This is a genomic window from Embleya scabrispora (assembly GCF_002024165.1).
Classification (GTDB): domain Bacteria; phylum Actinomycetota; class Actinomycetes; order Streptomycetales; family Streptomycetaceae; genus Embleya; species Embleya scabrispora_A.
The window spans coordinates 407,392-420,989 of sequence record NZ_MWQN01000001.1; the positions used below are offsets into that span (position 1 = coordinate 407,392).

At 72.3% G+C, this 13,598-nt stretch carries 11 protein-coding genes; 6 read left to right on the top strand and 5 right to left on the bottom strand.

Annotation, left to right across the window (positions count from 1 at the left end):
• The first annotated feature begins 172 nt into the window (after positions 1-172).
• The 3 genes from B4N89_RS01930 (at position 173) to B4N89_RS01940 (ending at position 2,427) form a co-directional block, all read left to right on the top strand.
• On the top strand, positions 173-370 hold the full coding sequence (locus B4N89_RS01930; RefSeq protein ID WP_078974131.1) for a hypothetical protein: 198 nt from the start codon (positions 173-175) through the stop codon (positions 368-370).
• 105 nt (positions 371-475) lie between these two features.
• The gene (locus B4N89_RS01935; RefSeq protein WP_235618431.1) at positions 476-1,150 is read left to right on the top strand and encodes an ArsR/SmtB family transcription factor; all 675 of its coding nucleotides are present in this window, start codon (positions 476-478) and stop codon (positions 1,148-1,150) included.
• Entirely contained in the window at positions 1,147-2,427 is a 1,281-nt protein-coding gene (locus tag B4N89_RS01940; RefSeq protein ID WP_078974132.1) for an MFS transporter, read from the top strand. Before B4N89_RS01935 ends, B4N89_RS01940 begins: the two co-directional genes overlap by 4 nt.
• Before the next feature lie 80 nt (positions 2,428-2,507).
• Here the strand turns inward: B4N89_RS01940 and B4N89_RS01945 are convergent, their stop codons facing one another.
• A complete protein-coding gene (locus tag B4N89_RS01945; RefSeq protein WP_078974133.1) occupies positions 2,508-3,818 on the bottom strand; it encodes a nitrate/nitrite transporter in 1,311 nt (436 codons plus the stop codon).
• 319 nt (positions 3,819-4,137) lie between these two features.
• On the opposite strand from B4N89_RS01945, the gene B4N89_RS01950 reads away from it, so the two are divergent.
• Positions 4,138-5,565, top strand: a complete 1,428-nt coding sequence (locus tag B4N89_RS01950) for an FAD-binding oxidoreductase (RefSeq protein ID WP_235618432.1) — start codon at positions 4,138-4,140, stop codon at positions 5,563-5,565.
• 52 nt (positions 5,566-5,617) lie between these two features.
• Here the strand turns inward: B4N89_RS01950 and nirD are convergent, their stop codons facing one another.
• Positions 5,618-5,989 carry a nitrite reductase small subunit NirD gene (gene nirD / locus B4N89_RS01955; protein WP_078979052.1) on the bottom strand — a complete coding sequence of 124 codons (372 nt, stop codon included), beginning with the start codon at positions 5,987-5,989 and terminating at the stop codon, positions 5,618-5,620.
• A gap of 79 nt (positions 5,990-6,068) precedes the next feature.
• Positions 6,069-8,579: a nitrite reductase large subunit NirB gene (gene nirB, locus B4N89_RS01960; RefSeq protein ID WP_101897229.1), complete on the bottom strand. Its 2,511-nt coding sequence runs from the start codon at positions 8,577-8,579 to the stop codon at positions 6,069-6,071.
• Between the two features lie 279 nt (positions 8,580-8,858).
• Here nirB and B4N89_RS01965 point away from each other — a divergent pair, with 279 nt between their 5' ends.
• Positions 8,859-9,986 carry a uroporphyrinogen-III synthase gene (locus B4N89_RS01965; RefSeq protein WP_078974135.1) on the top strand — a complete coding sequence of 376 codons (1,128 nt, stop codon included), beginning with the start codon at positions 8,859-8,861 and terminating at the stop codon, positions 9,984-9,986.
• Positions 9,987-10,259: 273 nt separating this feature from the next.
• Positions 10,260-11,900 (top strand): helix-turn-helix domain-containing protein, encoded by a 1,641-nt coding sequence (locus B4N89_RS01970; protein WP_161500589.1) that lies wholly within the window; start codon positions 10,260-10,262, stop codon positions 11,898-11,900.
• Between the two features lie 29 nt (positions 11,901-11,929).
• Here B4N89_RS01970 and B4N89_RS01975 read toward each other — a convergent pair whose 3' ends face one another.
• A complete protein-coding gene (locus tag B4N89_RS01975) occupies positions 11,930-12,154 on the bottom strand; it encodes a hypothetical protein (RefSeq protein ID WP_078974137.1) in 225 nt (74 codons plus the stop codon).
• Positions 12,155-12,554: 400 nt separating this feature from the next.
• Complete coding sequence (locus B4N89_RS01980) at positions 12,555-13,400, bottom strand: DUF4097 family beta strand repeat-containing protein (protein ID WP_078974138.1); 846 nt, start codon at positions 13,398-13,400, stop codon at positions 12,555-12,557.
• Positions 13,401-13,598: the final 198 nt, after the last annotated feature.

A 13,598-nucleotide genomic window follows, 5' to 3' on the forward strand; every position in this document is an offset into this window, starting at 1 on the left:
GGACGACTGCCCGGTACCGGCCTCCACCATGCGCCGGGCAGCGCGTGCGCCACGTTATCCCGTCTCCGAAATCCGCAGCCGGGGAGTTCGGGGCCGGCCCCGGCGGCGACACCTTCGGCGAAGTCGGGCACTTTGCCTGTCGGACTCCCGCGAACATGCCTAACGTGGCGCTATGTCCGAGAATCGACGCCGTCCGCAGCGCGAGACCGTGCAGGCCCTCGTCGGGGTGACGGTGATCGTGATCGGCCTGCTGGTGACCCTCGTCCTGCACCTGACCCACGACGGGCACAACCCCGAGCCGAGCCCGAGCCCGCTCCGGACCGCCACCGCGCAACCGGTGTCCCCGTCGGCGGCGGCGGCCGGAGGTTAGGCGCGACACTCGGGGAAACAGGCGGGACAGATTTCGCAGAGACTTCTCTGCAAAGAATGCAGAGAACTCTTTGCAGAGAACTCTCTGCGTAATACGGTGGGGGATGTGACCCACTCCCGCCGGCGGATCAACGCCCGCAGCCTCCGCGCTCTCGCCCACCCCCTACGCATGCGTCTACTCGAGATGCTGCGCCTCGACGGCCCCTCGACGGGCACCCTCCTGGCCGCCCGCGTCGGCGAGAGCACCGGGACGGTCAGCTGGCACCTGCGCCACCTCGCCGAGCACGGTTTCATCGAGGACGTGCCCGACCGCGGCACCCGCCGCGAGCGCTGGTGGCGCGCCGAGGTCGACCCGAGCGACCTGCGCACCAGCGATTTCCGCGAGGACCCGGAGACCCGGGGCGCACTCGACGTCTACATGCGCGAGTCCTTCCGCCAACAGGGCGAGCGCCTGATGGAGTCGTTCACCGACGCCGACGAGATGGGCCCGGAGTGGGTGAACGCCCGCACCGCCTCGGACTGGAGCGGTGCGCGGCTGACCGCCGAGCAGCTGGCCGAGCTCAATCGCCGGGTCGTCGACCTGATCTCCCAGGCCACCCGCGGTCCGGAACAACCGGGCGCCGCCACGATCGTGCTCCAGTTCCACTCGTTCCCGCATCTCCCGAAGAACGCGGCGGACCCGGCGAAGTCGGCCGGATCGCCGAGGACACCGAGGCCGGCGGAGCCGACCGAGACCACCGCCCCGGATCACCCCACCGAACCCGACGAGGACTCCTCATGAGCGGCCTGCTGCACCGCCACCGCGACTTCCGCCTGCTGTGGTTCGGCGAGACCACCGGCAAGTTCGGCGCCTCCGTGACCGGCGTGGCGATGCCGCTGATCGCGATCTCGACCCTGGACGCGAGCACGTTCGAGATCGGCCTGCTCGGCGCGGCGGCCTGGCTGCCGTGGTTGCTGATCGGTCTGCCGGTCGGCGTCTGGGTGGACCGGATGGCCCGCCGCCCGATCATGCTCGCCGCCGCCGCCACCTCGTGTGCCCTGTTCCTGGCGGTACCGCTGGCACACCGGGCGGGCCTGCTGAGTATCGGTCTGCTGCTGACCGTCACGCTGGCGACGGGGGTGTCCGCGGTGTTCTTCCAGACCGCGTACACCGCCTACCTGCCCGGCATCCTGCTTCCCGCCGACCAGGCCGAGGGCAACAGCAAGCTGCACGGCAGCGCGTCCGCGGCGCAGATCGCCGGGGTCGGTGCGGGCGGCTTGATCGCACAGCTCGCCGGCGCCGTGAACGGCATGTTCGTCAACGCCGGCACGTTCTTGACCTCGTTCGTCTGCCTGTTCCGCATCCGCCACCGCGAGCCCGAGTCGCGGCCCGCGCCCGAGGAGCGCGCCGAGCGCTCGCTGATCGGCGAGATCGGCGAGGGCCTGCGGCTGGTCGCGCACGACCCCTGGCTGCGGGCGTTCGCCCTCTTCGGCGGGGCGTCCAACCTCGGCCTGGTCGGCCTCCAGTCGCTGCAACTGGTGTTCCTGATCCGCACGGTCGGCGTCGACGAGGGCCTGGCCGGCGCACTGATCGCGGGCGGCGCCGTCGGCGGCGTGGCGGGTGCGTTCGTTTCCCGCCGGGTGTCCTCCCGGATCGGCACCGCGCGCGCGTTCCTCCTCTTCGAGCCCGGCGTGTCGAGCCTGGTCCTGCTCATCCCCCTGACCACCGCCGGTCCGGGTCTGTCGGTGTTCGTCTGCGGTTCGTTCGCGATGTCGGCGGGAGTGGTGGCGAGCAATGTGATCAAGTCGAGCTTCCAACAGCGATACTGCCCACCGCAGTTGCTCGGCCGGATCACCGCGAGCATGCAGTTCGTCAACTACGGCACCATCCCGCTCGGCGCGGTCCTGGCCGGCGCGCTGGGTTCGGCGTTCGGGGTCCGCCCGGCCCTGTGGGTGATGGCCGCGGCCATTTCGGCCTCCGGCCTGATCCTGATCCTGTCCCCGGTGGGCCGCTGCCGCGACCTGCCGACCACCGTGCGACCCGTCGCCGTGTCCAGGGCACCGCGCACGGTGGCCTGAGCCGCCGGCGCCGGCCCGACGAGGCGGCCGACACCGGGAGTTCCCGGCGTTCGGCCGCCCGCGGCCGCCCGGGATCCGGGTCAGATCCGCGCCGACCGACGCGCCGCCGACCGCAGATACACCGCCCACGTGAGCACCAGGCAAAACGCGTAGTAACCCAGGAACGCCAGATAGGCGGCGTCCCCGCGGCCGGAATCGAGAAACGACTCGCGAAACGCGATGTTGACCAGAACCCCGCCCAACGCGCCGACCGCTCCCGCGATACCCATCAGCGCCCCCGAAGCCCGCCGCGCGGCCGGTCCCGGGCCGAGCCTGACCGCGAATATCGCGGGGATCATCTTGTACGCCGAGCCGTTGCCCAAACCGCTGAACACGAACAACAGCACGAATCCGAACAGGAACAGACCGAGCGATTCCTGCCGCGAGGCGAGATAGACCACGAACGCGGCGCCGGCCATCGCGACGAAATTCCAGAACGTCACCCGCGCCCCGCCCCACCGGTCGGCCAGCAACCCGCCGACCGGACGCACCAGCGACCCGAGCAGCGGTCCGAGAAAGGTCAGATAGGCGGCCTTGACCGGCGTCGCGAACTCGGCGTGGAACTGCACCTGCAATACCTGCCCGAAGGCGAACCCGAATCCGATGAACGACCCGAACGTGCCGATATACAGCAGCGACATCACCCAGGTGTGCGGATCCCGGGTCACCTCCCGCATCGCGCCCTTGTCGTTGCGCAACGACGGGAGGTTGTCCATGTACCGCGCGGAGAGCACCGCGGCGACCACGATCAGCGGGATGTACACCGCGAGCAGCAGTCGAGGATGCTCGGCGCCGGCCGTCGCCAGCACGGCCAGGCCGACCAGTTGCACGGCGGGCACGCCGAGATTGCCGCCACCGGCGTTGACGCCCAGCGCCCACCCCTTCAACCGCTGCGGATAGAACGCGTTGATATTGGCCATCGACGAGGCGAAGTTGCCGCCCCCGACCCCGGCCACCGCCGCGACCAGGAGCAGCGTGTGATAGGAGACACCGGGCTCCAGCACGATGGCGATCGACGTCGTCGGCGCCAGCAACAACAGGGCGCTGACCACGGTCCAGTTCCGCCCGCCGAAGCGAGCGACCGCGAAGGTGTAGGGAATCCGCATCGCCGCGCCGACGAGCGTGGGTACGGCGGTCAGCGTGAACTTCTGCGCGGGGTCGAAGCCGTACTCGGGCCCGAGGAAGAGCACGATGACCGACCACAAACTCCATACGGAAAAGCCGATATGCTCCGACAGCACCGAGAACACCAGGTTGCGCCGGGCGATTCGAGCGCCCACCCGATCCCAGAATTCCCCGTCCTCGGGCCGCCAGTCGTCGAGCGGCCGATCGCCCCGGGCCGGCGCACTCACCGTTGTCGCCGTTGTCGCCGCCGTCGTCGTCGTTGTCGTCACGGGAACCTACCTGTCCGAAAGGGCATGAGAACCGACGTCCCGTGACGGTAGAAACCCCAGGTTTCCGCACAGCGCGCCCACCGCCTCAACGAGGCTACATCTCGCTCAAGACCCCGATCCCGGGCTGTGAGAATCCTTTCGAGCAACCCTTGCGGATCGGCCGGCGTCCACCGCCCGCACCCGCCTACCTGACACTCACCCGACTACTTGACGGTCACTCGGCCGGTTTCGGGAGAGAGTGGGACGCGCATCGGCCGCCCGAGATCAGGAGTTCCCCGTGACCGCGACCAACGCCCCCTCCCCCGCCCCCGAGCACGACCCGGAGTTCGGCGTCGCGGTCAAGGCCCTGAACACGCACCTGTCCGGAACCGCGCTCACCCCCGAGGATCCCGGCTACGACACCGAACGCACCGGATTCCAGACGGCCTTCCGACAGCGACCGGCCCTGATCGTGGCCGCCGACTCCGCCGAGGACGTGCGGCTCGCCGTCGAGTTCGCCCGCGCACACGCGCTGCGCGTGTCGGTCCAAGCCACCGGACACGCGCCCGCCGACGCCGCACCCGGGGGCCTGCTGATCTCCACCCGCCGGATGGCCGAGGTACACGTCGACCCGACCGCCCGGACCGCCCGGGCCCAGGCCGGCGCGCGCTGGGAGGCGGTGGTGGCCGCGAGCACCCCGCACGGGCTGGCCCCGCTCAACGGCTCGGCGCCGCACGTCGGCGTCGTCGCCTACACCCTCGGCGGCGGCCTGAGCCTGCTCGCCCGGAAGTACGGTTACGCGGCCGACCACGTCCGCGCCATCGACGTCGTCACCGCCGACGCCACGCTGCGCCACGTCACCGCCGAGAGCGACCCGGACCTGTTCTGGGCGCTGCGCGGCGGGCGGGACAACTTCGGCGTCGTCACCTCGATCGAGGTGGACCTGGTGCCCGTGGCGCGGGTGTACGGCGGCTCGCTGATCTTCGACGCCGACCTGGTCGAGGCGGCGACCGCGGCGTATCTGGCCTGGACCGAGACCGTCCCGGAGGAGATGACCTCCTCGATCCTGTTCATCGGCCTGCCCGACATCGAGCAGGTGCCGCCGCCGCTGCGGGGCCGGCACACCGCGGCGATCAAGATCGTGTACAGCGGCGACGCCGCCGACGGGGAGCGCCTGGTGGCCCCGCTGCGGGCGATCGGCCCGCGCCTGGTGGACAACCTGGCCGACCTGCCGTACGCCGACTCGCACACGATCCACGCCGACCCGACCCACCCGCACGCCTACCTCGGCGACAACGCCCTGGTCCGCGACCTGGACGCCGCCGTGGTGGGCAAGGTGTACGCACTGACCGGTCCCAACGCGCCGATGATGGTCGTGCACGAGGTGCGCCACCTCGGCGGCGCGCTGTCCCGGCAGCCCGCGGTACCCAACGCGGTCGGCGGGCGGGACGCGGGCTACCTCGTGCGCGTGGTGGCGATGGTCGAGGGCCCGGGCCCGGACGCCGCACGCGCGCTGCTGGCCGACGTACACGCCGTCCTCGACCCGCTGTCCGTCGGGCGCAACCTCAACTTCGTCTACGGCGACGGCGTGCCCAGCGACCCGGACCGGGTCACGTCGATGTACGACCCGCGGAGCTGGGCACGGCTGCGCGACCTCAAGGCGGCGCACGACCCGGGCAACCTGTTCACCGGCAACCACAACATCGCGCCCGCCGACGGGTCGTGACCTCGGGCCGCCGGGCGAGGGCGCGACGCTGCGGCCCTCGCCCGGCGGCGGTTCAGGAGCGGGCCCGCACCCGCCAGGTCGGCAGCGCCGCAGGCGTCCCGTCCGGCGTGGTCGCCTCGTCCAGGCACTCGCCCGTGCGCAGGTCGAACGCCTGCTGGTACATCGGCGACGTGACGATCGGCACCTCGCCGCGCCGCCCCACGATGCCGCGCGACATGACGTAGGCGCCGCTGAACGGGTCGCGGTTGCCCAGCGCGTACAACTCGCCCGCACGCGTGCGGAAGACGGCGACCTGCTCGCCCTCGATCAGCGCCGCCACGCCCCGCCCTGGGGTCAGCCGGTCGTACGGGCAGATCGTGACCCACCCCGTCCCGGTGGCGATCTCCACCGTCGTCTCGACGGCGGTCCCGGTCGTACTCGTCACGCGCACACCTCCCCTGTCTCGAACACCACGGATCCGACCCGCTTCCGCTCGGCCGCGCACCACACGTTTCCGGGCCCGCTCATCGCCCACGCACCTCCAACCTCTCGAACAACACCGGCTTGATCTGCTCGCGCTCCGCGGTGAACCGCACGGTCGGGTCCGGCACGCCCGGCGCGTTGGCGAACGACACGAAGCGGCGCACCCGTTCGGGATCGGCCAGGGTCGCGGCCCATTCGTCCTCGTAGGTCTCCACGTGCCGGCCCATCAACTCGTCCAGGTCGGCGCAGATCCCCAGCGCGTCGTCCATGACCACCGCGCGCACGTGGTCGAGGCCGCCCTCGATCCGGGTCAGCCACGTCGCGGTGCGCTCCAGGCGGTCGGCGGTGCGGATGTAGAGCATCAGGAAGCGGTCGATGGTGCGGATCAGCGTGTCGTGGTCGAGGTCGCTCGCGAGCAGTTCGGCGTGGCGGGGGGTGGTGCCGCCGTTGCCGCCGACGTACAGGTTCCAGCCCTCGGCGGTGGCGATCACCCCGAAGTCCTTGCTCTGCGCCTCCGCGCACTCCCGGGTGCAGCCGCTCACCGCCGACTTGAGCTTGTGCGGCGAGCGCAGGCCCCGGTAGCGCAGTTCCAACTCGATCGCGAGCGCCACGGAGTCCTGCACGCCGTAGCGGCACCAGGTCTGCCCCACACACGACTTCACCGTGCGCAGCGCCTTGCCGTACGCGTGGCCCGACTCGAATCCGGCCGCCACCAGGCGCTGCCAGATGCTCGGGAGCTGGTCGACGGTGGCGCCGAACATGTCGATGCGCTGGCCGCCGGTGATCTTGGTGTAGAGGCCGAAGTCGCGGGCGATCTCACCGATGGTGATCAGCCCCTCGGGAGTGACCTCGCCGCCGGGGATGCGCGGCACCACCGAATAGGAGCCGTTGCGCTGGAGGTTGGCGAGGAAGTGGTCGTTGGTGTCCTGGAGCGCGGCCTGTTCACCGTCCAGGATGTGCCCGCCGGACAGGCTCGCCAGGATCGAGCCGACGGCGGGCTTGCAGACCTCGCAGCCGTCCGCGTCGGGCCCCTCGGCGCTGCCGTGTTCGTCGATCAGCCGGGCGAAGCTGCCGATTCCCTTGACCCGGACGATCTCGTACAGCTCGGCCCGGGTGTAGCGGGCGAAGTGCTCGCACAGGCCGCGCCGGGTCTCGATGCCCGCCGCGGCAAGTTCCTCGGTGACGATCTTGCCGATCAGCTTCACACAACCGCCGCAGCCGGTACCGGCCTTGGTGCAGCGTTTGACGCCGGGTACGTCGACCACGTCGTGCTCGGTGACCGCGGCCCGGATGGTGCCCTTGGCGACCCCGTGGCAGGAGCAGACCACGGCCGTGTCGGGCAGCGCGAGTTGCCCGCGCGGGCCGGCGGCGGCGGGCAGCACCAGCTGTTCGGGCGGGACGGGCAGCGGGCTGCCGGTGAGCGGGCGCAGTTGGGCGTACGCTTCGGCGTCGCCGACCAGGACGCCGCCGAGCAGCCGGCCGTCGGCGCCGATCACCAGCTTCTTGTAGACGCCGGCGAGCGGGTCCGAGTACAGCACCTCCACGCAGTCCTCGGCGACCCCGTGCGCGTCGCCGAAGCCGGCCACGTCCACGCCGAGCAGTTTGAGGCTGGTGGACAGGTCGGCGCCGGTGAACGTGCGGTCCGGGTCGGGCGGGCCGGCGACGAGTTGCCGGGCGGCCACCTCGGCCATCGCGTAGCCGGGCGCGACCAGGCCGTACACCCGCCCGTCGACGGCCAGCGCGCATTCCCCGATGGCCAGCACGTGCGGGTCGTCGGTGCGGCAGTACTCGTCCACCACGATCCCGCCGCGTTCGCCGACCGCCAGGCCGGCCGCGCGGGCGAGTCGGTCGCGGGGGCGTACCCCGGCGGAGAAGACCACCAGGTCGGTGGCCAGTTCGGTGCCGTCGGACAGCACCATGCCGGCGACCCGGCCGGCGCGGTCCACGATCGCCCGGGTACCGGCGTCGGTGTGTACCGTCACGCCCAGGTCCTGGATCTTGCGGCGCAGCACCCGGCCGCCGCCGTCGTCGATCTGCAACGCCATCAGGCGTGGCGCGAACTCGACCACGTGGGTGTCCAGGCCCATCGCGGTCAGTGCCCCGGCGGCCTCCAGGCCGAGCAGCCCGCCGCCGACCACCACGCCGACGCGGGCCCGCTCGGCGGCGGCCTTGATCGCCTCCAGGTCCTCGATCGTGCGGTAGACGAAGCAGCCGGGGGTGTCGTGGCCGGGCACCGGCGGTACGAACGGGTAGGAGCCGGTGGCCAGGACGAGCGTGTCGTAGCCGACGGTGTGGCCGGCCCGGGTGGTCACGGTGCGGGCGGCGCGGTCGATCGTCTCGACCGGGTCGCCGAGGCGGATGTCGATCCCGTGCTCGGCGGCGAACGCGTCGTCGCACAGGGACAGCTCCTCGGCCGTGGTGCCGGAGAACCACGAGGTCAGGTGCACCCGGTCGTAGGCGCGCCGGGGCTCCTCGGCCAACACCGTGATGCGCAGGCCCGGCGGTCGCGGCTCGGCCTCGGTCAGCGCTTCGAGGAAGCGCTGACCGACCATGCCGTGGCCGACCAGGACCACGTGCGTCTGTTGGGCGTCGGTCACGGATGGACTCCTTCGGGGCGGGGGCGGGGCGGGCGACTGCTGCTCACCGAAGCGTCCCGAGTCGCTGTTACGGGTCCTGGTCCCCGATGTTGCGCGAGCGGTACGGCCGGCTCACCCGGGGCGCCGGCGACGGTGAGAAGGCCGACACGATCGGGTGCCTTTCGGGCACGAGCCCTTACGCCCGGGTGATCGCCCGGCAATACGTCCGTAACACCGGTCCGTCAATCTCACGACATGGTTACTCGTACAGGTGCGGCCGAACCCCTCGTCGGGCTCACGGTCGGCGTCACGGCGGCCCGGCGGCGCGACGAACTCGTCGCGCTCCTGGAGCGCCGGGGCGCGAAGGTCGTGGGCACGCCGACGATGAGCATCGTGCCGCTGCGGGAGGACCGGGAGCTGCGGCGGGCGACCGAGCGCTGCCTGGTCGAGCCGCTGGACTACGTGGTGGCCACCACCGGGGTCGGTTGGCGCGGGTGGATGAACGCCGCGGAGGGGTGGGGGCGTTCCGCCGAGGTGCGGCGGGTGTGCGCGGCGGCGACGGTGATCAGCCGAGGGCCCAAGGCCACCGGCGCGGTGCGCGCGTCCGGGTTGCGCGAGATGTACTCGCCGGGTTCGGAGGCCAACGACGAGCTGCTGCACTGGTTGTTGGCGCGCGATCTGCGCGGGAGGCGGATCGCGGTGCAGGAACACGGCGCGCCGCTGGAGGGCTTCGCGACCGCGCTGCGCGAGCGCGGTGCCGAGGTGATCGAGCTGCCGGTGTATCGGTGGGGGCCGCCGGAGGATCCGGCGGCCGTGCGACGTCTGGTCGAGCAGGTGGTCCGGGGCGAGGTGCACGCGATGACGTTCACCAGCGCGCCGGCGATCGACGCGTTCTTGGCGGCGGCGGGCGAGGCGGGACGGCGCGAACAGGTACTGGCCGCGCTGCGCGCCGACGTGTTGCCGGTGTGCATCGGCGCGATCTGCGCGAAGCCGCTCGGGGAGGAGGGCGTGCCGGCGTTGTGGCCGGAGCGCGGACGGCTGGGGTCGATGGTGCGCACGGTCACCGAGACGCTGCCGGCCCGGGTGCGGCGCGAACTGGACACCGGGACGGACCGGCTGGTGCTGCAGGGCAACGCGGTGCTGGTCCGGGGCGGGGTGATCGCACTGTCCCCGGTGCCGGCCGCGGTGTTGCGCGCGCTGGCGGAAAAGCCGGGATGGGTGCTGAGCCGCGCCGAACTGCTGCGCCGGGTCTGGCAGGGCGCGAGCGCGGACGAACACGCGGTCGAGGCGGCGGTGGCCCGGCTGCGGAGCGCCCTGGGGCCGCACAAGGGGCTGGTCAAGACGGTGACGAAGCGGGGATATCGGTTGGCCGTGCCGGTGTGATCGGGTGCGGGGCCGGCGTGTCGCGGGGGCGGAATTCGGCCATCGCCTGGAGTGGGCGCAGTCGTCGACGACACGCCGCATGACCTCGGAGGCACGGCCACGAGCGGTACGAGAACCGCCTGCCGTCCCCGCCGAGGCAGCCGTCGGCATCGGCCGGATCCGGCCGAAGGGTGGAACGTCCCTATCCGGAGCGCCGCGTGTTCATACGATCATTCGAACGATATGGACGACGGGCTTGGGGGCACGGCGGTGCGGGTCGAGGATTTGTTGGGCATGCCCGAGCTGCGACTGGCCCTGCTGGCGGGTACGGGGCGGCTCGGCCGCGAGGTGCGACGCGTGTCGGCGTACGATCCGACCGGCCCGGGCCGGGATCTGGCCGGCGGCGAACTCGTGGTGGCCGGCGAAGTGCCCGCGTCCCCCGCCGAGTCGGCACACCTCGTCCGCGCCCTCACCACGCACGGCGCGGCGGCCCTGGTGCTCTCGCCCCGGCCGCCGGTGGCCGAGCCCGATCCCGACGATGTGCCCTATCCCCTGGTCGAGGCCTGTGGCCGGGCCGGCCTGCCGCTGCTCCTGGCACCGCACTCGATCCCGGCGGTCCGCATCGCCGAGGTGGTCGCCCACCGCATGGCCAGGGAGACCGACCCCACCACCGAGCACTCCCCCAGCCGCCACACCCGCCTGCTCACAGCCCTGACCAACGGCGCCGACACCCAGGCCCTACTCACCGAACTGGCCACCGAGCTGGCGTGCCCCTGCCACGTGATCACCCCGGCAGGCCGCCTCATGGCGACCGCGACCCCGACACGGGAGGGGGCGGCGGAGTGGGGCGGGGCCGGCGCGGAGGTGGGGGTGCGCGTGGTGGGTTGCCCGGGTGCGGCTGCTCGGTCGGAGGGGGCGGTGCCCGGTGATGGGCCGTCAGGCGGCCGTTCCGGCGGGTCGAATTGCGGAAAGGTGGCTCGGGTCATGGCTCGGGGAGGTGACCGGTTGCCGCTTCTGGTGGGCGGGGACACGGTGTTCGCCGTGGGGCGCGGGGCCGGCCTGGTCGGGTATCTGGTCTGCGGTGGGGATCGCCGGACCGACGAGGCGCTGGCGCGCGTGGCCGACCTGTTCGTACTCGGCGACGCGCGGCGCGCCGAGCGGGCAGCCGTGGAGCGGGCCCACGCGTGGGAGTTGGTCGACCTCGTCGAGTCGGATGCGGCCCCGGACACGGTTCGGGCCCGCCTGGGCGCGGCCGGCCTCCCACCCGACGCGGCGCCGATCGTCTGCTCCGCCGCGGGCCACGGCGCCGACGCGGCGACCGCACGCCTGGTTGTCGACCTGATCGAGCACGCACTGGACGAGGAGCCGACGGCACGGTGGGTGGTGGCCGTCGGCAAGGCCGAGGTGGTCGTGTTCGCCTCGGCCGGAACCGGACCCGGCGGCGCGACGCGCGTCGCTCGCGCGCTGGAGCGGGCGGCCGAGTGGTGGGAGCCGCTCCTCGGGGCCGAGCGCCTGGCGATCGGCATTGCCGGGACGTCACCCACGTGGGCTACGGCATTGGCCGAGGCCAGGGGCGCGCGGGACCTCGCTTGGACGCGCCCCGGCCGGCTCACCGTGGCCGAAGGCCCCGAGATCGACGCATATCCGGCACTGCTCACCGCGGTCCCCCCGCCCGTACGCGCCGCGTTCGCGGAACGGGTACTGGGCGGGCTGCGGGCGTACGACGCCGAACACGGCACCGACCTGATCGACACCCTGGCCGCGTTCCTGGCCGCCAACGGCGCCTGGCAGCGCTGCGCCGGGACGCTCGGCGTACACGTCAGCGCATTGCACCAACGCATGGGCCGGGTACGGGATCTGACGGGCCGTGACCTGTTCTCCGCCCGGGACCGGGTGGATCTGCTCCTGGCCCTGGAAACCGACCCGGCCGGTTGACCCCCGGTCCGAGCGGCCGCGCCCGGCGGCTACTTGGCGCCGCTGTCCTGGAGGTCGGCGAGCGACGCGGCCCAGCGGAAGTACTTGTTGCGGCCCAGGTCGCCGATCGTGGTGATCTTCAGCGACGCCAGGTGCTCGGCGTGCGCGTCGGTGATCCCGGCCAGTCCGGCGACCGGCGCGGCCAGGACCTCGCTGAGCGTCTTGTTCTCGTAGGCCTTGTCGAGCAGCTTGTCGAGGTCGGCGGTCACGGGCATGAGTACTCCCTGCGGGTTCGTAGCGGCCGTTCGCCGCGATTCGCCCCCATGTTCCGTCGGAATTGTCGATGATTCCGACATTTGCCCGATCACGCGTGTCGCACATCGAGCACCGGACCGGGTAGCGGATCGAGCGCCCGCTCGCGCGCCCGACCGCATGGCGCCACATGGCACGGCGGACCGGACAGCGGCCGGCGCGACCTCCCGACCGGCGAGTCGATCGGCGCGACGCTGCGCGATCTCCCGCTGCCGACGCCACCGTTCCAACGGCGCGAGGGCCGCCAGGATCAGTACCGCGCACAGCAGCGGCGTCGGCACCGGATGCGGTAACGGCCAGACGCCGCCGGACACTTCGGGTGCGGCCCACATGAGCTGTCCTCTCCGCTGCGTGCTTCGGACGTCAGGACCGACGGATCACGATGTCGCCCGAAAGCGTGCGGGCCCGCACGTCGACCGTGTCGTCGCTCGGCGCCGGGCCGTCGACCGAGGGCAACGAGGTATGCACCTTGCCGGCCATGGAGTTCAGGTCGAGCCAGGCGGCGGTACCCTCCCGGATCCCCACCTCCAGCTCGCCGGACGCGGTCTCCAGCCGGATCGCGCCGTGCACCACCTCGCCGATCCGGACGCTGCCGGACACGGTCTTGGCGCCGACGGTGGTCAGCGCCCGATCCACGGTGATGTCGCCGAGCGTGCTGTTCAGGCGCAGGTCGCCGCTGACCGCGCCGAGCGAGATGCCGCCGGCGGTGTTGCGGACCACCGCCGTACCGTCGATCTTGCCGACCCGGATCTCGCCCGCCGCCGCGCTGATGTCGGTGTGGCCCACCGAGTGCGCCACCGAGACGTCACCGGAGGTGGAGTTCAGCCGCAGCGCGCCGGTGCGATCCAGTCGGATGTCGCCCGAGGCGACCGAGAGCCGGGTCTCGCCGACCCGCCCCTCGACGTGGATGTCCGCGGCGGCCGCCTGTCCCTCGATCCGGGAGCCGGTGGGCAACTCGATCGTCACGTCCACCGAGGCACTGCGCCCGAAGAACGAACGGCTCCTGTTCCTGGGCACGCGCACCGACAGCCGCCCCGAGGAGCAGGTGACCGACGTCTGCTCGGCGGCCTGCACGGACGCGGTGTGCGACGGGTCGGTGGGACGCACCTCGACGACCGTGTCGACGCGGTCGCTCGCGCTGATCCGAAGGCTGCCGACGACCAGATCGACGGTGGCGAAGATCGGCTTGGGGGTTTCGAAAGTAGGCATGACATCCCGTCCTGGGAGGTGAGGGTCGTACTACTACGTAGGGGCGTACTCCGTCGCGCACCCACACGCCGCCCGCGGGCCACGCATGCGGCGCGGGCCGATCGCGCGCGTCTCGCTACAGCCGCCGAAGGCTCGGGTGCCGCGCTCCGAGTTCGCTCGGATTCCGCCGCCGGGTGCTCCCTGCCGGCGCATCCCGGG